Source organism: Lentisphaera profundi (genome assembly GCF_028728065.1).
GTDB lineage: Bacteria > Verrucomicrobiota > Lentisphaeria > Lentisphaerales > Lentisphaeraceae > Lentisphaera > Lentisphaera profundi.
Window position 1 is genome coordinate 1,201,343 of sequence record NZ_CP117811.1, and the last position, 22,525, is coordinate 1,223,867.

Annotated in this window: 14 protein-coding genes; 12 read left to right on the forward strand and 2 right to left on the reverse strand. The window is 44.5% G+C overall.

The features are described from left to right. Positions 1-331: 331 nt before the first annotated feature. Together PQO03_RS04895 and PQO03_RS04900 are read right to left on the reverse strand one after the other, a co-directional pair. Positions 332-1,405: a hypothetical protein gene (locus tag PQO03_RS04895; protein ID WP_274151588.1), complete on the reverse strand. Its 1,074-nt coding sequence runs from the start codon at positions 1,403-1,405 to the stop codon at positions 332-334. Positions 1,406-1,511: 106 nt separating this feature from the next. Further along, the gene (locus PQO03_RS04900; RefSeq protein WP_274151590.1) at positions 1,512-2,507 is read right to left on the reverse strand and encodes an FAD:protein FMN transferase; all 996 of its coding nucleotides are present in this window, start codon (positions 2,505-2,507) and stop codon (positions 1,512-1,514) included. Positions 2,508-2,703: 196 nt separating this feature from the next. On the opposite strand from PQO03_RS04900, the gene PQO03_RS04905 reads away from it, so the two are divergent. The 12 genes from PQO03_RS04905 (at position 2,704) to PQO03_RS04960 (ending at position 22,485) form a co-directional block, all read left to right on the forward strand. Further along, positions 2,704-5,742, forward strand: a complete 3,039-nt coding sequence (locus PQO03_RS04905; protein WP_274151592.1) for an FAD-dependent oxidoreductase — start codon at positions 2,704-2,706, stop codon at positions 5,740-5,742. Between the two features lie 80 nt (positions 5,743-5,822). Continuing rightward, on the forward strand, positions 5,823-7,370 hold the full coding sequence (locus PQO03_RS04910) for an arylsulfatase (protein ID WP_274151594.1): 1,548 nt from the start codon (positions 5,823-5,825) through the stop codon (positions 7,368-7,370). A 417-nt stretch (positions 7,371-7,787) separates the two neighbouring features. After that, on the forward strand, positions 7,788-10,793 hold the full coding sequence (locus PQO03_RS04915; protein ID WP_274151596.1) for an FAD-dependent oxidoreductase: 3,006 nt from the start codon (positions 7,788-7,790) through the stop codon (positions 10,791-10,793). Between the two features lie 15 nt (positions 10,794-10,808). Beyond that, positions 10,809-11,957, forward strand: a complete 1,149-nt coding sequence (locus PQO03_RS04920; protein ID WP_274151598.1) for a glycoside hydrolase family 88/105 protein — start codon at positions 10,809-10,811, stop codon at positions 11,955-11,957. Between the two features lie 46 nt (positions 11,958-12,003). After that, complete coding sequence (locus PQO03_RS04925; RefSeq protein ID WP_274151600.1) at positions 12,004-13,143, forward strand: glycoside hydrolase family 88/105 protein; 1,140 nt, start codon at positions 12,004-12,006, stop codon at positions 13,141-13,143. 46 nt (positions 13,144-13,189) lie between these two features. After that, on the forward strand, positions 13,190-14,731 hold the full coding sequence (locus PQO03_RS04930; RefSeq protein WP_274151602.1) for a sulfatase family protein: 1,542 nt from the start codon (positions 13,190-13,192) through the stop codon (positions 14,729-14,731). A 35-nt stretch (positions 14,732-14,766) separates the two neighbouring features. Beyond that, a complete protein-coding gene (locus PQO03_RS04935) occupies positions 14,767-16,128 on the forward strand; it encodes a sulfatase-like hydrolase/transferase (RefSeq protein ID WP_274151603.1) in 1,362 nt (453 codons plus the stop codon). Between the two features lie 461 nt (positions 16,129-16,589). Beyond that, positions 16,590-17,447, forward strand: coding sequence for a sialate O-acetylesterase (locus PQO03_RS04940; RefSeq protein ID WP_274151604.1), 858 nt, complete (start codon positions 16,590-16,592; stop codon positions 17,445-17,447). A 68-nt stretch (positions 17,448-17,515) separates the two neighbouring features. Next, complete coding sequence (locus PQO03_RS04945; protein ID WP_274151605.1) at positions 17,516-18,946, forward strand: sulfatase family protein; 1,431 nt, start codon at positions 17,516-17,518, stop codon at positions 18,944-18,946. A 161-nt stretch (positions 18,947-19,107) separates the two neighbouring features. Then, positions 19,108-20,709 (forward strand): arylsulfatase, encoded by a 1,602-nt coding sequence (locus tag PQO03_RS04950; protein WP_274151606.1) that lies wholly within the window; start codon positions 19,108-19,110, stop codon positions 20,707-20,709. Positions 20,710-20,725: 16 nt separating this feature from the next. Continuing rightward, positions 20,726-20,854: a hypothetical protein gene (locus tag PQO03_RS04955; RefSeq protein WP_274151608.1), complete on the forward strand. Its 129-nt coding sequence runs from the start codon at positions 20,726-20,728 to the stop codon at positions 20,852-20,854. 149 nt (positions 20,855-21,003) lie between these two features. Beyond that, positions 21,004-22,485, forward strand: a complete 1,482-nt coding sequence (locus tag PQO03_RS04960; protein WP_274151610.1) for a 3-keto-disaccharide hydrolase — start codon at positions 21,004-21,006, stop codon at positions 22,483-22,485. Positions 22,486-22,525 lie beyond the last annotated feature (40 nt).

The window sequence follows — 22,525 nt, forward strand, 5'->3', positions numbered from 1 at the left end:
AGTCTCTAAGCTGATTTTTTGAGAGTGAAATTCACTTTATTAAGTATCAATAGTTAATGCGCTAGCGCTCTCATGGCTCGCGGCAGTTTGTTTTATGCCTCTTGATGAATCAACAAAATGATTGGGCTGCAGTGAATAGCCCGTTTATTCCTTGCATATTTTGCAGGGAAAATTTGATCATGTAAAATAAGTCCCACGCTGAGTTCTTTTATTTGCAATGGGCCTGCTCAATTAAAGGCATAAAGAGAATGCGACGAATTCATAATCACAAAACTGAATTTTTCGGTAAGATTATGGAGCTACGCGATAAGCCCAAGCTTACAACTAAGGTTTAAATTCTATCTTCGTATTTTTTTGCGAATTCAGCAAGTTTATGCTTTGTTTTTGGCGACAAGTCTTGCTCTTGCAGGAAGCGGTAAGCTCGGCGAGCAATGAAGAAGTCTTTGACATCTAAGAGTGCGCTTAAATTCAATTCGTGTTTATCCGAGAATAAATTCTTATTTTCGATGAATTGCAGGGTGAGGTGAACGGTGTAATAAGAGCATTTGCTGAGTTTCTTTGAAAGTAAGAGAAGAATTTCATCATCTAGGTCATCTTCATTAGAAATCTCATCAATAATGATGGCAGCATTATAATTGCCCATTTCTGGTAGAGTCTGAATGGTTTTTTGGTAATAATCATTTTTGTTTTGAGTGGCCGTCTTTAGGTAAGTGAGACCCAAATCGATTTGATCAATCCCCGCTCCTGCTAAAGCATTTGCCGTGGCATCCACATAGGCTTGTGTATAAATCTTCTTTCTCAGTAGATAATTCAGAATAAATTCAACCTTCTGCCAATCTCCACTATCCAAAGTTTTTTGAATATAGGCCGGAGTGCAATGGAGTTCTGTCTCTGCTTGCAGTATGGGGACGATCTCGGTATTGGCATAAGTCCACAAGACCCAAGTGGTCCAGGCGGCGTCTTTCACAACGGCATCTTTGACTGATGCAGGTGTGGCAATTGACTCGCCATCCACATCATCATCGCTCGAGTCCTGAGCTGAAGACGGCTTCTTAGTACCTTTTTTTCCCTTAGGCTTATCGGGCTCTTTCGCTAAGTAGGCTAAGGAGTGTTTCTGTAAAATCGAAGCTTTATCTTTTAAAATTGTATCAAGCCTCAAGTAATCCTCTTCAGTAAAAGGCTCGTGCTCAACTTTGGTTAGTGGTTTCTTTTCAGGATATGTGAGGTGTGAATAATTTCCGGCATCATCCCAGTACATAGTGACTTCTACAAGTTTGCACTTGTTATCGAGACAAACGGAATTGATCAAATCCATTGAATAGCCTGTAGGATGACCATGATCATCATAATGAGCTAATAATTCATGCTGCCTCACGGGGTCCTTAGTGTGAACAGGATCAGCCAATTCTATGTCCTTGTAAACCTGATTTTGAGTTGAACTGCATGATGATAGCAATAAGCATAGAAGACTTAATAGGACAACTGGCATTGTTTTATTCAATAATTTCATCTTAAGCAAGTCCAAAACCTTCTGTGTGTTGTATATGCCCCTTTTTATTGACAAAAAATGCATCGACCTGAGGAAGGTTTTTCATGAGCTTCATTGCCTTTTCTTGACCAAGCACAAAGAGGGCCGTCGACAAGGCATCGGCTTGCATGGCACTAGGAGCCAAAACCGAGACACTAGAAAGCTCAGTAGGGGAGTATCCCGTTCTTGGATCGAATAAATGATTGAGGCGAAAGTCCTCAGAGAATTTCACCTGATAATCACCCGAAGTCGATAAGCAGCGATTTTTTAAGTTGATTTTACCCAAGTATTCATCTTTTCGACTATGCTGAATGCCAATTTTCCATGCCTCTCTATTTTGCGGTTTACCAAGCGAGCTCAATTCTCCGGCGTCAATAAGAGCGTGTTCTATTCCCCTAGCTTTTAGAGCTTGTTGAGCTACATCTGCCGCTAAACCTTGAGCAATACCATTGAGGCTTATTTGGCCACCGGCCTTATTCATACAGATTAAATCATCTTGAATATCGATGAACTGCCAGCCAACTCGCTTCTTTACCTTTGCGACTTCATCTTGATTTGGTATAGTTCCCTTGATAGAATGCTGTCTAAAGAGATTCCAGAGAGGCTGAACTGTAATGTCAAAAGCGCCATCAGATAATGCTGAAATTTCCTGAGCTCTTTTTAAAGTATCGACAAATAAAGGGTGCGGCTTACGCAAAAGACCTTCGCGATTGAGTTGACTTAATTGGCTGTCAGGACGATAGAGGCTCATTACGTTCTCGACTTTATCAATTTGAAGCAAGGCCTCATCGATAGCCTGATTGGCTAACTTTTCATCTTCATGAAAAACTGTAAAAGTTATTTTCGTTCCCAGCGCAAAAGAGCAGCGGACATGCTTTTGTAGGCTTGTTGTTTGACTGTGACCATTCAAGCCTAGGAGCATGAGTGATGCTCCTGAGCTCAAAGATAAAAAGTGTCTTCTATTCAATAAATTATTCATATATATCCTAATAAATATTCTAACACTTAATTTGTGTAAAAAGAATACCTGCCGCCGTATTTATTGTTTTTGTGTAAATTCATTGTTGAATAGATGGTCGGCTAAATTTATTCTTCTTTTTTCAAGAAAAAGTGCGGCAGGTTTGTTTTATACTCAAATTAAGTAATACAAGAATGTTAAACTAGGGAAAAAATTAATGAGAATAACTTACTACCTTAAGCTCGCAGTCATCTTTGCGCTATTGCCACTCTCCGGCTATTCACTTGATAAACTTGTTGAATCCAAGGCATCACTTCCACTGGCCTATGATGTGGATGTGCTCGTCGCCGGCAGTTCACTGGCGGGCATTGAAGCCGCTTGCGCCGCGGCAGACAATGGAGCTTCCGTACTCGTCATTGAGTCACGCCCCTATCTTGGTTACGACATCTGTGCCAATCAAAAATTGTGGCTTGATCCAGGAGAAAAACCGCAAACTGAAATCTCACAATGGATATTTGATAATAAACGTCAAACGACGCCCCTCAAGGTCAAGGGCCTTTTTGATAAAGTTCTCCTTAAAAGAAATGTTCAATTTTTGACGGGGAGCTTTCCTGCCGAATTGTTAGTTAACGAAAATGGTAAGCCAGCCGGTATGACCATGGTGAACCGCAGTGGTCGACAGGCCATTCGCGCAAAAGTTATCATTGATGCCACACCTTATGCTACCTTGATTCGTCAGTTACCCAATGCTTTAACTGACTTTCAAGTGGGTGAAAAACAAGCTGCTTTCACTGTGATTGGCGGTGACTTAAAAAAGGCCAACGAAATTATCAGTGGCAAGCAAGTTCCAAACCTACAATTTTCTTCAAAACACCAAGTCAAGAAAAATAAGAAAAAAACATGGGTGACTAAAAACTACCCCGTTTATCACTACGATGCCAAAGTTGATTTAAAAGATGACACTTACCGCGAGCATAGTAAAGCTCTTCATAAGATCAGATCAATGGTCTCTGATTCAAAGATGGCTGACCACTCAGAGGGTCTATTAGTCTTCCCTGAAAGAATGATCCATGCTAAAAAGGCCAGTGAAGATAGTCATGATCTAAATAACTATCTTCCCAAGGGCTTTGATAACATTTTCAGTTTGAATGCTTATGCGGGGATTAAAGAGAATTCCGCTCGTCTTCAACTTTTAAAAAGTCCTTACCAATTCGCTCCCATCGGCAAAAAATTAGGTGCTGAAGCCGCAAAAATTGCGAAACAAGCAAAAGCAAGTCAAACAATCGATTACATAGCTTCTAAAGCTAAAAATGGGAAACTCATCGTATCTGAACAGGCCAAGAGTTTTCGTTTTAATGATCGTCCTCAGCTAGTACTCTCAGATCATGATTTACCTGTTTTAGGCCGATGGGATGTGGTAGTCGTTGGTGCAGGGACATCGGGCGCACCGGCAGCGCTTGGTGCCGCAAGGGCTGGAGCAAAAACTCTCGCCATCGAATACATGGATGAGTTGGGTGGCGTTGGAACTGCTGGTTTAATTTCAACTTATTGGTATGGTTTCCGCTTTGGCTACACCGCAGAAGTGGATAAAGCTCTTGGCACTAAAGAAAGCTGGAATCAAATACAAAAATCCGAGTGGCTTCGTCAGCAATTACTCAAAAGTGGTGCTGAACTATGGTTTGCCAGCTATGGCTGTGGCGTCGTGACAAAAGGTAATAAAGTTGTCGGTATAGTTGTCGCTACTCCTTTCGGACGAGGCATTGTTCTGGCCGATGTCGTAGTTGATGGCACTGGCAACTCAGATTTAGCTGCCGCAGCCAAGGCAAAAACTCAGTACAGCATCTCCAAACATGGCGACTTATCTGTACAAATTTCTAATTATTCCTATCGCAAACTTGGTTATGGCACGAATAACCCCGCCCGTTACATGCTTAATGATAACGATATTTTCGATCGCTGGCACCTTAAATTATCCGCTAGGCAAGAAGCGTATAAAAACCCAGCAGTTCACGATATGGGTCAACTGATACCTTCACGAGACCGTCGTCGCATCATCGGTGAATATGTTTTAACTACCGAAGATATTCTCACTAAGCGTACTTTCCCGGATACCATCAGCCATCACAAAAGTAACTTCGATGCCGGAGCTCACCCTGATACTGAGATGTTCTTAATCAAAGATATGAAAGGCCCCGTTTTTACTTGTGACATGCCTTACCGCTCGGTTATACCACAAGGACTCGAGGGACTTCTTGTTATCGGCCTAGGCGCAAGTGCTGATCGCGATGCCATGACCTTAGTTCGCATGCAACCCGATTTACAAAACCAGGGCTACGCTGTGGGTATGGCGGCGGCCATGGCTGTACTGACTACTGGTGGAAATGTACGGGACATCGATATAAAAATGCTACAAAGAGAATTAGTGAATAACAATTGTCTGAACAAAAGAGTTCTTACTGATCGTGATTCCTTCCCACTTAGTCAAGATAAAATTAAACAGGCTGTGAAGGAGCTGCATGCTCTTACGATAGATGTGCATCAAAAACCAGGAAAGGACGACACCCATACCGCTTTAGCCGTAGTTATAAGTCACCCCAAAGAATCGATTCCTTTGCTGAAAGGTGCCTATACTAAGACTACGAATCCTCAAGCTAAAATAAATTTCGCCCGCATCTTAGCCATCCTCGGTGACCAAACGGGTAAGAAAACACTGATCGAAGCCGTCAAAAAAGCGCCTAATTGGGGAGATGGCTGGGACTATAGTAACCAGCGTAAATATGCCAACACCTATGGCCCTGTGGATCGAATTGTCCTTGCTCTAGGTTTTTTAAACACTAAAGAAATCCACCCGCCTCTACTAGAAAAGCTCCAACAATTGAACTTACAAAGCCCACTTTCCCATTACAAAGCTCTATGCTTAGCCTTGAGAATGAACAAGGATAAATCATTGGCTGAACCACTGGCTAAATTCCTCAAAGAGAAAAAACTAAAAGGTCATACTCAGGCACTTAGTTATTACAGTGAATTCAAAGCAAATAAAAATGCCTATATCCGTCAGGGTGTGAATACCAAAGGTGGCGCAATGGTGAATAATAAATTCAAAGAGCTTTTGATCGCGGCGCTTCTTTTTGAATGTGGAGATTATCAAAATCAAGGGCGCAAAATTTTAGAAGCCTATACCAAAGATGTGAATGGACATTTTGCGGAATACGCAAATAAAGTCTTGACCCATGGCACGGCCATGAGCAAACAATAAGCTATGAAATTTTTAGTAGGTAGTCCACGATTTATCGTGCGTGATAAAAATCAAAAAATTAAAACAACATTGAGCCAAATATGAAAAAATTAACCCCAATAATCACATTAAAATTGGGCTCACTTGCAGCACTATTGATTTCATTCTTCTTGAGTAATACTCTTCTTGCTGCCGAAAACCCCAATATAATTGTGATCCTTGCCGATGATTTGGGTTATTCCGATCTAGGGATCTATGGTGGCGAAATCGAAACCCCCAATATCGATCAACTAGCGCGGGAAGGAGTACGCTTTACGGGGCTAAAGAATGCCTCGCGTTGTACACCATCACGAGCGTCCTTCTTGACGGGTCGCTATTCGCATTCAGTTGGCGTGGGTGCGATGTCAAAAGACGAGAATCTACCCGCTTATCGCGGACAGCTTTCAGCCGATGCACCAACCATAGCTGAAATCATGAAAGCACAAGGCTACGCAACGGGCATTGTCGGCAAATGGCACCAGACCTATACCGGCAAGTCGAAACAAAAAGCACTGTACCCGCTCGATCGTGGCTTTGATTTTTTTTACGGCACCTGGTGGGGCGCTAAGGATTACTTCAGCCCTAAATTCATGATGAAGAATGATGAGCACATACCCGATGACACAAAATATCCAGATGACTTTTATCTAACGCATGCGCTTTCAGATTCAGCTATTGAGTTTGTCGAAGCACAAATTGATCAACAAAAGCCATTCTTTCTTTACCTAGCGCATTATGCCCCTCACGCTCCAATTCAGGCTCCAAAAGATAGAGTTCAAAAATGTATTGAGCGTTATAAAGTTGGATTTACCCAATTACAACGCGAGCGACTCAAACGTCAGAAAAAACTAGGTGTAGCGCCAAAGAATGCTGTTCTTCGGGATCAAGCAAATAACTGGAATAAACTCAGTGAGAAAGATAAAGGTGAATGGGTAAATACTATGGCAACTTATGCCGCTATGATTGAAATTATGGATGATGGCATTGGCCAACTCATCGATGTCTTGAAGAAAAAGAATCAGTACGATAACACCTTGATCATCTTTCTAAGTGACAATGGTTCCACGCCTGAAAGAAAGGGAAAGAGAAATCTAGCCAATTTTTGTGCGGAATTGAGTAATACTCCCTACAGCGGCGTCAAGGCTCATGCCCTCGAGGGTGGCATTTCTTCGCCACTTATTGTCAGCTGGCCCGAGCAACTTGCGGAATACGCAAATCAAATACGTCATGGTCACTGCCATATCATCGATATTTTACCAACTTGTCTGGAAGCAAGCGGAATCAATTTCCCCGGTTCATTTAAAGGCATAACTCCAGTGCGCCCGGATGGCATAAGCTTGATGGCCGGAGTCAAAGGAGCTGAATTAGAAAAGCGTACATTCTTTTGGGAACATCATAAAAGTCGCGCGGTTTACCATGATGGTTGGAAACTTGTCAATGATAAAAGTACTTGGAAGCTTTACGATCTAAAAAATGACCCCAGCGAACAATCCGATTTATCGAAGCAATACCCGGAAAGGACTGAAGAACTTAAAGTGTTGTGGACTAAATGGGGCACAGATTACGGTGTAATTCGCTTACCATCAAATCAGAAGAAGAGAAAGAAATAAAGACTAAGTAGTGCTCCCAAGAGAACACGAAGAGTTATCGAATTTTAATGCCGGCGGGTCGCCAGCGCTCCCAAGAGAACACGAAGAGTTATCGAATTTTAATGCCGGCGGGTCGCCAGCGCTCCCAAGAGAACACGAAGAGTTATCGAATTTTAATGCCGGCGGGTCGCCAGCGCTCCCAAGTGAACATGCAAGGGAGTACTCATGCAAGCTATGAGCTAGGAATTCAAAATGGAGTACAGAAGAGTACAAAAATTGTGGAGTCCGCTAAGAGTGCTTGCTTAAATGATAAGCATCAAAGTTAGAGTTATTCTATTGAAAATTAAAAAATAAGAAAAAAAGCACGGCAGGTTTTTCTCTGAGGCAAATTAAGAGTTGACAAGAAGGAATATTTTTTAAAATTAAAGGAAGTAGTAGATGAAGCCCTCATTTTTTTTCACAACCATATTACTAAGTTTATTATTATCGCTAGACATCCATGCACAGTCAAATTCAATGACTGTTAGTGAATCTGAACGCCAGATTCCTCTATCCTATGATGTCGATGTCATTGTCGTTGGCGGGACTCTACGAGGTGTAGCAGCGGCTGAAGCGGCTGCCAAAGCAGGAGCAAAAGTTTTTCTTGTAACTGATCGTCCTTATTTAGGTGAAGATGTCTGCGCCACTCAGAGGTTATGGATTAAATCCGATCAAAAGCCAAAGACTGAATTGGGTGAATCAATTTATGGTAAAGCCCGCAAAACAAAAAATGGCTACTCAATTGTTACACCAATGGATGTCAAGCGAAAGCTCGATGAAGCCCTGTTAAATAAAGAAGTTCCTTATCTCTATGGTAGTTACCTGACTGAAATTCTTCACGATCCAAATGGCGAGGTCGCCGGGATTGTAGTAGCGAATCGCTCTGGTAGACAGGCGATACGTGGTAAGCTTATCATTGATGCTACAGATCGTGCTTTTGCAGCTCGAATGGCCGGAGCAAATTTCACGACTTACCCTGCGGGCCCACAGAAATTCAAACGTATAATTGTTGGAGGTGAGCCAAATAAAGAAGCAAAAAATTTAGGTTTTCAGTACACCGTTGTGCAAGTAGCTAACAAGCCGAAAACCATCAGGAATTCTTACGCAGTTTATGAATATGATTTAGAAATCTCCATGAAAGATGGCTCCTTCAAATCTTTTATTAAAGCCGATAAGCTTGCCCGCGATAAAAGCTACCAATTCGGTCAGGCGACTTACTCAGAGAAGCTATTTCAAATTCCACCAGATAACTTAAAATCGATCAAATCTCACAAAGGCTCATGGCAAGAGGCAAAACAAATCCCCTTAGCTGCCATGACTCCAAAAGGCTTGAAGCACCTTTATGTCCTTGGCGGCTGTGCTGATATATCACGGGACGCAGCTGAACAATTACTCAGACCACTTAATAGCTTACAGCTCGGCCAAATCCTAGGTACAAAGGTCGCAGACATTGCTAAGAAGAGAGACTTAGCTCCAGCGGATCAACTTGTGGTTGCCGGACATGGTGGCAAAGCGACAATCCAAGCTGAAGTGGGAGACGTTTTAACTGGTCTGCGCTGGAAGCCTAGCGAAGGATCTGTTCGCAGTCCTGCCAGAGCTTTACCCGTAATTGCTCGTTACGACACAGTGGTTGTCGGTGGTGGAACTGGCGGAGCGGCTGCCGGTATTGGTGCTGCTAGAGCCGGGGCTCGCACGCTTGTTATTGAGCATTTGCACGGCCTTGGCGGCGTTGGAACTCTGGGCCGTATTGCCATTTATTACAACGGCAATAAAGCCGGCTTTAATGCCGAAGTAGAAAGAGAAATCACGGCACTAGCGGATGAAAAGTTTAAACCAAGAAGCATCCATAAAAACATCCCTTTTGACATCGAAACCAAGATGGAGTGGTTGCGCAAAGAAATCAATAAAGCCGGTGGTGAGGTTTGGTACCTGACTCTGGGTGTCGGTTCAGTTGTACAAGACAAGCGCTTTACGGGGGTGGTTGTGGCCACACCAGAAGGCCGTGGTGTCATTCTCGCCAATACCGTCATTGACTCAACTGGTAACTCAGTCATCCCTCACTGTGCCGGACTGAAAACTCAAATGATCGACAAAGAACATATCTCTGTTCAAGGTACCGGCTTACCTCCCTGGCACCCCGGTGAAAATATGATGAACTCGGACTGGACATTTGGCTACGATGACGATGTTTTGGATATTTGGCGTATGCACGTAGTAGCAAAACAAAAATTCAAAAATGATTATGATTTAGGTCAACTCGTTGATTCACGAGTCAGGCGTCGCATCTATGGCGATGTCTACATTACTCCAATGGACATCCTCAATAAGCGAGTCTTCCCGGACGTGATCACTGTGGCCAAAAGTGACTTTGATAATCATGGTTTCTCTAGACATAACATGTTTATGGTTTATCGCCCGGCAAGAGAGTACATGTACGGCAACATACCTTACCGGGCTTTATTACCCAAAGGCTACGATGGCATCCTGGTAACCGGGCTCGGAATCAGTGGTGATGGCGATGCCATGCCGGTTATTCGTATGCAAAGGGACATCGAAAACCACAGTTATGCCGCTGGTTATGCTTCCGCAATGGCGGCTCGAGATCAATCAACTGTGCGTAAAATTGATATCAAAGAACTGCAAAGACACTTAGTCGACATTGGTACCATTCCAGAGAAATTTATCGGTGCGAAAGATAGTTTTCCTTTAAGTAAAAGTACTATTCGTGATGCCGTAAAAAGCCTTGGCAAGGATTACTCCGGTATTGAGAAAATTTTAACTCAAGTCGATAGCGCAATTCCAATGATGCAGGAGGCTTACAAAGCTTCAAATGATCACGAAGTTAAACTGCGTTATGCCCATGTACTTGGCCTTTTACACGATGCTACTGGTGTTGATAATTTATTGACTGCAGTCAGTGAAGCCAAGTGGGACAAAGGCTGGAAATTTAAAGGCTGCGGTAACTTTGGCCCAACCACAAGTCCTTTGGATAATTTGATCATTGCCCTGGGACGTACAGGTGACGAAAGAGCTCTGCCTATACTCATCGAAAAAGCTGAGCAGCTTGATACAAACCATGCCCTATCGCACTTTCGCGCCCTGTCTGTAGCTTTTGAAGCTCTCAAAAAACCTGATGCAGCAAAAGCGCTCGCCGCACTTTTGGAACTCCCTAAAACAAAAGGCAATGCCTTTTTGGACATAAATAAAGTTAATAAAATAACGCCTGCTAATAATTATGATTGTACAACTCGCGAGGTTTCATTGAGAGAACTCATAGTCGCACGGGCCTTGTACCGCTGCGGGGATTATCAGGGCATGGGCAAGAAGACCCTTGAGGCTTACAGTAAGGATTTCCGTGGCCACTATGCGATTCACGCAAGAGCTATTTTAAAAGAACAGAATTAAAGGATCGTAAAAATCATGATGAAAAATCTAAGCTTGTTATTTTGTACTATTTTAAACATTGGTGTTTTGGCTGAAGAGCCTAAAGCCTTGCCTACAGAAGCTGCCATTAAAATGGCTGAGACTGTCATTGCTGAAACCGCTTTAGAAAAAGATCAACAGCCTACGCGTTACAATTACTGGATGTACCAAAACTACATAATTGCCGAAGGCATAAAAAATATGGGGGATGCCTTGGGTCGCCCAGAATTCAGTGAATATAAAGAAAAACAACTCATGTATTTCTGTGATTCTTATAAAAAAATTACAGATACACGATCACAAAATCATTACCTAAAACCAAATTCTCTATGGCATAGTGGTATGGTTGCCAGTTTTGTTGAAGCACAGGCGACAAGCAATCATCCCGAAATTGCCCGTGGAATATCTTACTTCCAAGGCATGTTGAATAGAGCGCCTAAAATTACCGATGGAACACACACTCGCTATAAACCTCGATGGAAGTCAAAGGGTGTGCAAATTGACGATTTATACATGCTTGTTCCCTACTGGGTACGTAAATCCAAGCAAAGTGGCAATCCAAAATACCTTGAGAAAGCCATAGAAGAAACTCTTAACTACAATAAGTATTTGTGGAATCCGCAAACAAAACTGATGCATTGTCTATGGCTGGAAAAGAAGCCAGAAGCCAAAATTCATCACTGGGGACGTGGCAATGGCTGGTTTGTCATGGCCATTACTGACTTATTGAACTTTGTTCCTGAAAATCACCCAAAAAGAGCTGAACTCCTAAAGATCTACAATAATGTTATGCTAGGTCTTATGGCTCGTCAAAATAAAGACGGCCTATGGCACCAGGTTTTAAATCGCCCTGAAAGTTATACCGAAACATCCTGCTCCGGCATGTTTACCTACAGTCTCTTACTCGGCTCTAACAAGGGTTGGTTACCTTCATCGGCGCGTACTGCAGGTATCAAAGGTTGGAATGGACTGCAGACAAAGTTAACGGATAAAAATCAACTCAAAGACGTGTGTGTCGGAACGGATATGTCCGAAAAAGTGCAATACTTTTTTACGCGCCCCCGAGTCACCCACGATCAACATGGCATAGGCCCCTTCCTATTGGCTGCCGCAGAAATTATTAAACTTAAGTCAAACAAGCTCTAATTCATAAAATATAAGTGATTCAATTAAAGGAAAATATTAGCTACTTATGAAACATCTAATATTACTACTGTGTGCAGTCTTAGTGACTAGCACTTATGGACAAGAAGCAAAACCCTTGCCGGTGAAGTCTGCCATTAAAATGGCTGAGACGCTAGTCGCGAACACTGCTCTTAAAAAAGGCCAAAAGCCAAGGCGTTATAATTACTGGATGTACCAAAATTACATGATAACAGAGGGTATAAAGGCGATGGGCGAGGCTTTAGGTCGCCCGGACTTCAGCTCTTATCAAAATAAACAGATGCTGTACTTTCTCGAAGAGTACAAAAAAATTAAACCTATGACGGGCATGTACCTACATCCAGGAACCATGTGGCACTGTGGTATGGTCGCTAGCCTTTATGACTTAAAAAAAACAAGTGACCATCCGGAAATTGATCGAGGAATTAGCTATTTTCAAAAGATGTTAAATAATGCTCCTAAAGTAGCTGATGGTACCTTAGCTCGATATAGACCTGAGTGGAAATCTAAGGCTATTCAAATTGATGACTTGTACATGGTTAGCCCATACTGGGTGCGTAAATCGGTTGATCATGGCGAAGCTAAATATCTTGATTTGGCGATCGAAGAAACCCTTAGTTATTACAAGCATCTGTGGAACGCTGAGACAAAATTATTTAATTGTCTATGGCTCGAAAAAAAGCCGGAGATTAAGATTCCGCACTGGGCTAGAGGCAATGGCTGGTTTGTTCTGGGCATCACGGATTTGCTAAATTTCGTGCCCGAAAACCATCCGAAACGAGCTGAGCTTTTAGAGGTCTATAATAATGTTATGCAGGGTCTTGTGGCGCGTCAAAATAAAGATGGCTTATGGCATCAGGTATTAGATCACCCGGAAAGTTATACCGAGACATCGAGCTCCGGCATGTTCACTTACAGCCTATTGCACGGCTCTGCCAAGGGCTGGTTGCCGCCATCTGCTCGCACTGCCGGCTTAAAAGGTTGGAACGGACTGCAGACGAAGTTAACAGACAAAAATCAATTAAAAGATGTTTGTAGGAGTACCGGTATGTCTGAGGACCTCGACTACTACTTTAACCGTGAACGGATTACCCACGATCAACACGGCATAGGCCCCTTCCTATTGGCTGCCGCAGAAATTATTAAACTTAAGTCAAACAAGCTCTAATTCATAAAATATAAGTGATTCAATTAAAGGAAAATATTAGCTACTTATGAAACATCTAATCTTACTACTGTGTGCAGTCTTAGCTACTAGCACTCATGGACAAGAAACGCAAGCCTTGACTGAGCCGGCAGTCGCGAAAACGGCTCTTAAAAAGCGCCCGAATATTTTGTTTGCTATTGCCGATGACATGTCGCATGCAAGCGCCTATGGACACAAATGGGTAAGCACACCCCATTTCGATAAACTAGCTAGTGAGGGAATACTGTTTAAGAACGCATTTACCACTAATCCGAAGTGTGGACCATCGCGTGCTGCAACCTTGGGCGGACGCCATTTCTGGCAGATGAAAGCCGGATCGTGTCATTGGAATGTGTGGCCGAATGAATTAAAAATTTATACCGACCTCTTGGCAGAAGCTGGTTACCACGTTGGCCTGACCGGTAAGGGCTGGGGACCTGGAGACTACAAGAAACGCGGGGGACGTGTTCATAACCCTGCGGGGAAGGCCTACAATACGCAGAAGAAAAAATTCCAGGTGGGCATAAGCGATAATAACTACTCAGGTAATTTTAAGGAGTTTCTTAAAAAGCGAAAACCAGGGCAGCCGTTCTGCTTCTGGTACGGAGCAAAAGAACCTCATCGTGGGTATCTAGCAGGTTCGGGAATTAGAAGCGGTCTTGACCCTAAAACCGTGAAAGTACCGAGTTACTACCCAGACCATGCCGATGTGCGCAGCGACCTTCTGGATTATGCTCTGGAGGTGAACTGGTTTGATAAACACCTCGGCGAGATTGTTGAACACCTGCGCGAGATTGGGGAGCTAGACAATACCCTGATTATTGCAACTAGTGATAACGGAGCACCCTTTCCACGTATCAAGGGACAGATATACGATGAAGACTTTCGTTTGCCAATGGCTGCACGCTGGGGTGCTGTCCACAAAGGTGGAGCAGTTGTTGAGGACTTTGTGAACAATATCGATATTGGTCCAACCTTTCTTGAAGCCGCAGGTGTAGAAATTCCGGAGGAGATGTCTGGCCGAAGCTTTGTTGATATTTTCAAAGCAAATATAAGCGGTTTTATTGATCCGAAACGCGACTTTGTTTGTGTGGGACGCGAGAATCATGATTTAGGCCGGGAAGGGGATCTGGGCTATCCTGTGCGCGCAATACGGACTCGAGACTACCTGTATGTACATAACTTTGCTCCGGATCGGTGGCCGGCGGGCAACCCTGAAACAGGTTTTACAAACTGTGACAGTTCGCCGACGAAAAGTCTGATCCTCAAGTTGCATAAAGAGGGTAAAAGTCAGTACTTTGAGGCAAATTTTGGGAAGCGGCCTCAAGAGCAGTTGTTCAAGTTGTCAGTTGACCCGGAATGCATGAACAATCTGGCTCAAAACCCGGAGTATTCTAAGATAAAAAAAGAACTGTGGGAGCAGTTGAAGACTACATTGATAGAGACTAAAGACCCTCGCATCCTAGGCAAGGGCAAGGTGTTTGATGATTATGAATATATCGGAAGTGACAAAGCTAAACACTCATGGAAAGCCTATATAGAGGGTTGGTGGAAACGACAAAGGTATTAAGCAAAAAAACTCAGTTAAAAATAATTGGATAAACAGTGAAGAAACTTAAATTTATCATAAAATACAGTTTACTGGGTGCCATGTTGCCAGCACTGTTCTGTAGTACTCTGACTGCGGCAGCCCCGTCTTCGCCTAAGGGTTACGACGTGGCAGGCAGGCCGAATATCATCGTCATCTTAGCCGATGACCTGGGCTATTCGGATCTGGGCTGTTACGGCGGTGAAATTCAGACCCCGAATATTGATCAACTGGCGCGTGAAGGAGTCCGGTTTACTGGCTTCAAGAACACCGCCCGTTGTACGCCGTCACGCGCCTCTCTGCTGACCGGTCGCTACTCGCATTCAGTCGGGGTGGGCGCTATGCAGCAAGACCAGCATTTACCCGGTTATCGCGGACAGCTTTCGGCCGATGCACCGACCATCGCCGAAATCCTGAAACCGCACGGCTATGCAACGGGTATTGTCGGGAAATGGCACCAGACCTTCACCGGCAAATCAAAACAGAAACCGTTATATCCGCTCGACCGCGGCTTCGACTTTTTTTACGGCACTTGGTGGGGTGCGAAGGACTATTTCAGCCCCAAGTTCATGATGAAAAACAGTGAACACATACCGGACAGCACTACATATCCCGCTGACTTTTATCTGACCTATGCGCTCTCCGATTCCGCAATTGAGTTTGTGGACGCGCAGTTGGGTCAGGAGAATCTATTCTTTTTGTACCTAGCGCACTACGCGCCACACGCCCCGATTCAGGCACCGGCGGATCGGATCCAAAAGTGTATCGACCGCTATAAAGTTGGGTTTGTGCAGCTCCAGCAGGAACGATTTGAGCGTCAGCAGGAACTGGGAGTGGCACCCGATCATGCAGCAACCATTGACCAGTCCAGTAAATGGAACACACTCAGTGAGGCCGAGAAAAATGAGTGGGTAACCACGATGGCAACCTATGCCGCCATGATTGAGATAATGGATGAGGGGATCGGGCAATTAATTGATGTTTTGAAGAAGAATGGTCAATATGACAATACCCTGATACTCGTGCTCAGTGATAACGGTTCAACACCCAATCATAAGGGGACGAGGAATTCGGCTAATCTTTGTGCCGCACTCAGCAACACGCCATTCAGCGGAGTCAAAGCCCATGCCCTTGAGGGAGGTATCTCTTCACCACTGATCGTCAGTTGGCCGGATAAGCTGAAAGAATATGCCGGCCAAATTCGGAATGGACGCTGTCATATTATCGATATTTTACCGACCTGTCTGGATGCATCTGGGACCAAATTCCCCGATTCATTTAAAGGAATTATGCCGGTGCAAGCGGATGGAATAAACTTGATGGCTGCGGTAAAAGGGGCTGAATTAGAAAATCGCCCCTTTTTCTGGGAACATCTATAAAGCCGTGCTGTTTACCGTGATGGTTGGAAATTGCTTGCAGATAAGACGCTGTGGAAACTGTATGATCTGAGCAAGGACCCTGGCGAGCAATGCGATTTATCCAGTAAGCATCCTGAACGGGCTTCCGGACTCAAAGCGCTCTGGACCGAATGGGCAGAAGAGTATGATGTGATTCCTTGGCCTTCAGCCAGGAAGAAATTTCCTGCTAAATTACAGTAAGTTAAGCAAAGTATAAAAACTCATGTGTCGATGCGTACATTAATAACAATACTCAAGTAATTATGAATTAAGCTATCCACTAAACACGCTATCAGCAAAAGCAAAGACTTTCACGTCCTTTGATTTTTGTGATTTTAGAAGTTAGACAAATAAAAAAACGAGCCATTAAAGTTATTAACAGGCAATTGATCTGTTAATTTTGCAAAAGGCTCAATAGTGAATACAAAGAAAAGAATGTGATTATGAAAATTAGAATTTTATGGCTAAAAGGACTGCTGCTAATTGCTTTGTCATCAAATCTGTTTGCGGAAGGTTCGGAACGCGGCGGGGCTCAACCGCCCCTGAATACCGCCGATTTCTCCGTGTTTTCGAAGGATGCTACGATGAATCTGTTCCTATTGGCTGGACAGTCCAATATGAAAGGGCGCGGCGCCATAGACATGAACCCCAAGACCCATGCCAGGAATCTTTTTTTTCACTCCAAGAAGAAGTCGTGGTATATCAGCCGTGACCCACTGCATGCATTGGGTACGCCGGATTTACTCGACGGTAAAGATAATGCCGGAACCGGACCTGGGATGAGTTTTGCAATGACCTTGCTCGGGAAGGATTCGGATTTGGCCATAGGCTTGGTTCCCGCTGCAGTTGGTGGTGTATCAATAAACCATTATGATAAAAGGTTTTACGACCGTTCGTTAATGCGACTGAAAGATGCCGAAAAAAAATCATCCCTCAAAGCGGAAATTAAAGCCATCCTCTGGCTGCAGGGTGAGACCGATGCGAAAGGGGACGGTTATCTCTCCTATGAGCAGAAGCTGCTGCGTCTCGTAGATCGTTATCGGGCTGATCTGAATAACCCGGAACTCCCTTTTATTGTCTGCACCATTGGCAGTTTTCTAAAGCACCACGAAAGGTTTACCCATTTCGAAGAGATCAATGAGATTCTTCTGAATCTCCCAACGAAGAGAAAATATACCGCCTGTGTTGACGCTCGGGAACTTAAAATGTCCATCGGAGACGACGTACATTACAGCACAGAGGCTCAGATCGAGATCGGAAAACGTTTTGCCACTACGTACATGAAGTTAACAGAAAAGTAGAAACTGCGAGTGCAATGTGTTCGCTCCGCTCTTTTGTACTGACTTTAAATTTAATCAGGATTATAAATATGAAAACCCTACTAACATTGATTTTATATACATCTTTGAGTATGACTATGTTTGCCCAAGATTCAGAGAAACTCAACATCCTCTGGATCATAGCCGAGGATATGTCTCCCGATCTGGCTTGCTATGGCAATAAGGTCGTGACAACGCCAAACATTGACTCCTTGGCGGCCAAAGGGATGAGGTTCAGTAATGTCTTTACCACTGCCCCTGCGTGTTCTCCGAGCAGGACGGCACTCGCAACAGGAGTCTATCAGACGACGCTCGGCGCCCATCACATGCGCTACAGTACCGAGCTCAGACCGGACCTCCCCAAAGCGGTCAAGGTATTGCCGGAGTTGATGCGCGAGAATGGATACTACACGGGGAATATCAAGGGAATTTGCGGCACGGGAACAGGGAAGGATGACTGGCAATTCAATGTACCGGGGAAGTCATGGGACACCCATTCGTGGAAGGACTTGACCAAACGCCAACCTTTCTTTGCTCAGATCAATTCCTCGCAATCCCACCGCGGATTCTCGTCAACCAAGAACATTGCAAAAGAGAAAATCAAGATTCCTCCGTACTACCCGGATCACCCTGTGAGCAGACACGACTGGGCCGGATACTACAATGAGATAAATAAGTTCGATCGGCAGGTCGGTGATATCCTGAAACGTCTTGAGGCCGAGGACCTCGCGAAGAACACGATCGTCTGCGTCTTTGCGGACCATGGCAGGCCGATGATTCGCGGAAAGAACTGGCTGTATGACAGTGGAACGCAGATCCCGCTGGTTATCTACTTCCCCGAAGGGATGAAGAAACCCAAGGCGTACCAAGCGGGAAAGACGAACACCGAACTACTCAGTGCCATCGATCTGGTGGCAGAAACCGTTCTTATAGCCGGCGGCAAGATCCCTGCTTGGATGCAGGGCAGAAGTTTCCTCCGAAAAGACTCCAAACCGCGGAATTACATCCACACCGCTGCCGACCGTTTCGGGAATGTCGACACATGCAGCCGGGCTGTTCGAACCGATAGGTTCAAATACATCCGGAACTTCAAGACGCCCGGATCGATCAATGAATGCACGACAGCATACCGTCGAGCATCGCATCCGATTTACCACCTGTTGAACATCATGGAAGACAAGAATCTACTGACACCTGCCCAGGCTCAGCTTCTAAAGCCTCTCGCGGATGAGGAATTATACGACCTGGTGAATGACCCATACGAAACGCTTAACCTCATCGGCAAGAAGGGTTTCGACACAATTCACAAAGAGCTCAAAGAACGAATGGCGGAATGGATTGAATTCAGTAAAGACAAAGGCCTCGAGAAAGATAGCGACGCCATCGTTGAGCATTTCAGAGAATACGGTAACACTACAATGAAAAGCAGAGCGAAAAGTATTCAGAAAAGGCGGTTGTCAGTCGAAAAGTACTTTAAGTAATACCCCTCTATTAAGGACTGCGAAGATTTAGAAATCGCTTGATGGCCACTGCTCGAAAAAATGGTTTGTCTTTCATAAGGGCAAGCCGTTCGTATGGCAGATAAGTGGAGGAGAATAATATAAAAATCAGTGCGTACAAAAATTAAAAATTTGGATGAATAATGAAGAAACTTAAGTGTAAAATTAAATTTAGAGTGATGCTTGCCATGTTGGTAGCACCAATTTTCTGTAGCGCGCTCGCTGCGGCAGAGAAGCCGAACATTATTATCATCATGACCGATGATATGGGCTTTTCGGATCTCGGCTGCTATGGCGGCGAGATAGAAACACCGAATCTTGATATGTTGGCGAATAAGGGGGTGCGTTTTACCCAGTTCTATAATGCGGGTCGCTGTTGTCCAACCCGTGCGAGTTTGTTGACCGGGTTGTATCAGCACCAGGCAGGTATCGGAGGAATGATGGGGGATCGGGGAGAGAAGTGGCCGGGATTCCGAGGGTATTTGACTGAACGTTGTGTTACTTTTGCTGAAGTTTTGAAGACTGCCGGTTACAATACTTATCAGACGGGCAAATGGCATGTTGGTGACAAGAAAAAGGAGTGGTGGCCCCTAGCACGTGGCTTTGACCATAGCTATAGTTGTCCGCAAGGTGGAGGGTTCTTTTTCAAACCCTCTTCATTCAAAGAAAAACGACAAGTCGTGCGTGACACGGAAGTGCTTTATGATCAGGAGAATGACCCGCCGGCAGATTGGTATGCGACGGATGCCTGGACAGATGAAGGCTTAAAATTTATTGAGTCGGAAGCGAAGGAAAACAGACCTTTTATCTGGTATCTGGCACATAATGCACCGCACTTTCCCTTGCAGGCAAAACCTCAAGACATTGCCAAATACCGCGGGAAATTCATGCAGGGTTGGGACAAGCTACGCGAACAGCGTCATAAGCGTTTAATTGACTTGGGAATCATTGATAAGGAGTGGAAACTTTCGCCAAGGGAAAAAGGTATTCCAGCTTGGGACTCTTTATCCGACAAAGAAAAGGACCAACAGGATCTGCGCATGGCAAGCTATGCCGCAATGATTGATTGCGTCGATCAGAATGTCGGCAAGATCATCACCAAGCTTAAAGAGCTGAATCAATATGATAATACCCTGATACTCTTCCTGCACGACAATGGTGCTTGTGACGCGGGTGGAACCATGGGTGAAAACACTGGTAAAGGCACCTGCGGGACAGCGGAATCATTTGCCTATTATGGTGCTTGCTGGGCGAATGTATCGAATACTCCGTTCAGGAAATATAAAAAGTATATTCATGAGGGTGGCATTTCAACGCCGCTTATTGCTCATTGGCCAGCAGGTATAGCAAAAACACTTCAGGGAAAGCTGATAACAGAGCCAGCCCACGTAATTGATATTATGGCAAGCTGTGTTGATCTGTCCGGGGCGACTTATCCCACAAGCTTCAAAGGACATGAGATCATTCCCATGGAAGGAACTAGTTTGCGTCCGCTGTTTGAAGGAAAAAGTCTTGAACGTAATGACGGTCTATTTTTTGAACACTTTGGTCACCGCGGCGTCCGCAAAGGCTCTTGGAAACTGGTGGCAACAAGGCAGGGAAAATGGGAACTCTACGATATGGTGAGTGATCGTACGGAACTAAACAATCTAGCCTCAAAAATGCCGGAAAAAGTAAAAGAACTTAGTCGCCTCTACAATAAGTGGACGGAACGCTGCTTGGTTCAAAAGCTGAAAGGGGAATAATGAGGGAGTCCTTTTATTGAGTGAAACCGACAAAAAACCTGGGACATCTTTACCCAAGCAACAACTCATCTGGGGAAATAGACCAGGACTAGAATCGGGTAAGGTTGGTACAGAAGCACAGATAAAAAAGCTAACAGGATTTTGACCCTGTTGTGAAAGACTATCTGCCAGATATAAATCTGCTGTTCAAGATGGGTGGCTCTTAGCAAAAAAAGTATATGAAGTCGATTCTATAGTTAATAGAAATTTTCAAAAAACGACATTAAACAAATTTAGAATACAGGAAAAATAAAAATGAAAAAAGAATCTAAAAGATTACATAAGCTCAATTTATGTTTATTAGGGTGCTTACTCCTCGTATGCTTTGCTCAGACCACTTTTGCGGAAGAAGACTTTACAAAACGCCCTGCGCAGGCATCTGCGAAATGGACAGAACTCTTGGATAAGGATTTAAGCAACTGGGAAGTCTGGACCGGAGTGCCGCATACGGAAGGGGCTCCTGTTAAAGCAGGAAAGCCTGTGGGGCTTGGAGACCCTAAAGGCCTCTTCAAGGTGATTGCCGACAAAAACGGAAAATCTGTTTTAAGCGTATCGGGCGAAGTTTATGGGGGGCTAACTACAAAAAAGAGCTTCTCAAATTACCACCTGTCGCTGATGTTCAAGTGGGGCGAAAAGAAATGGGCACCGAGGTTAGATGTTCAGAGAGACTCGGGGATCATGTATCACTGCTACGGTTCTCATGGCGCAATCATGGGGAGTTGGAAGAGATCTATGGAGATGCAGATTTTAGAAGGCTATTGCGGGGACTTCATCAGCCTTGGTCCAAGCGTCGAATCTACTGTAACCCAGGCAGGTCTACACAATCGCTGGGATCCGGAAAATGGTAAAACAAAACGCGTTCAGGGTCGAATTATCCGCAAGGGTAACTATGAGAAAGCGAATGGCGAATGGAATCATTTTGAACTTTATGCCTTTGAAGATAAAGCCGTTCATAGGGTTAACGGGAATGTCGTTATGATCCTTGAAGGTCTGAGACTTGGCGACAAGCCTCATACATCAGGCCAAATCCAGCTTCAGTCTGAAGGAGCACAGTGTTTTGATAAAGAGATCAAGATCCGTAAGATTCGGGCATTACCTGAGCGACTGAACGCCAGTGAAGCAGGCTGGGACACTCTCTTTAACGGCAAGGATATTGAAGGGTGGGAGAGTAAAGGCGGTGTGGCGACCTATGCTGTCGAGGACGGGTGCATTGTCGGGACCACCGCGCCCAATACACCCAATACTTTTTTATGTCCGCCGAAGATGTATGGCGACTTCGAATTGACCTTCGAGGTTAAATGCGACCCCGATCTAAACTCCGGGGTGCAGATCCGTTCCATCTCTGATGCGCATGAAATTCCCGTCGGGATGTCTGAAAAAGATGCCGCGAAAGCGCGCAAGTCAGCGACGAGGGAATCGTTGTTCGGCCCCCAAGTAGAAATCGCGGCCGATGGTAATGCCGGAGCGGTCTGGTTTGAAGGGGTCGGAGGCTGGCTTGTGCGCCCGAAGCCTACAATCACCAATAAAGTCTATCAGAAGGAGGGTTGGAACCGCTATCGGGTACTCGCAGAGGGGCAGCGTATTCAGGTATGGATTAATGGCACACAGATTTCTGACAATAAAGACAATCGCTCACACTTTACCAAAGGTCGTTTGGGGTTTCAGGTTCATGGCATTGGAGGCAAGCCCAACACCTATTCTGTGCGCTGGAAAAACATTAAAATACGTAATTTATAATATGAAGTATGAAATTGGAGATAATTTACTGGTGAAGGTG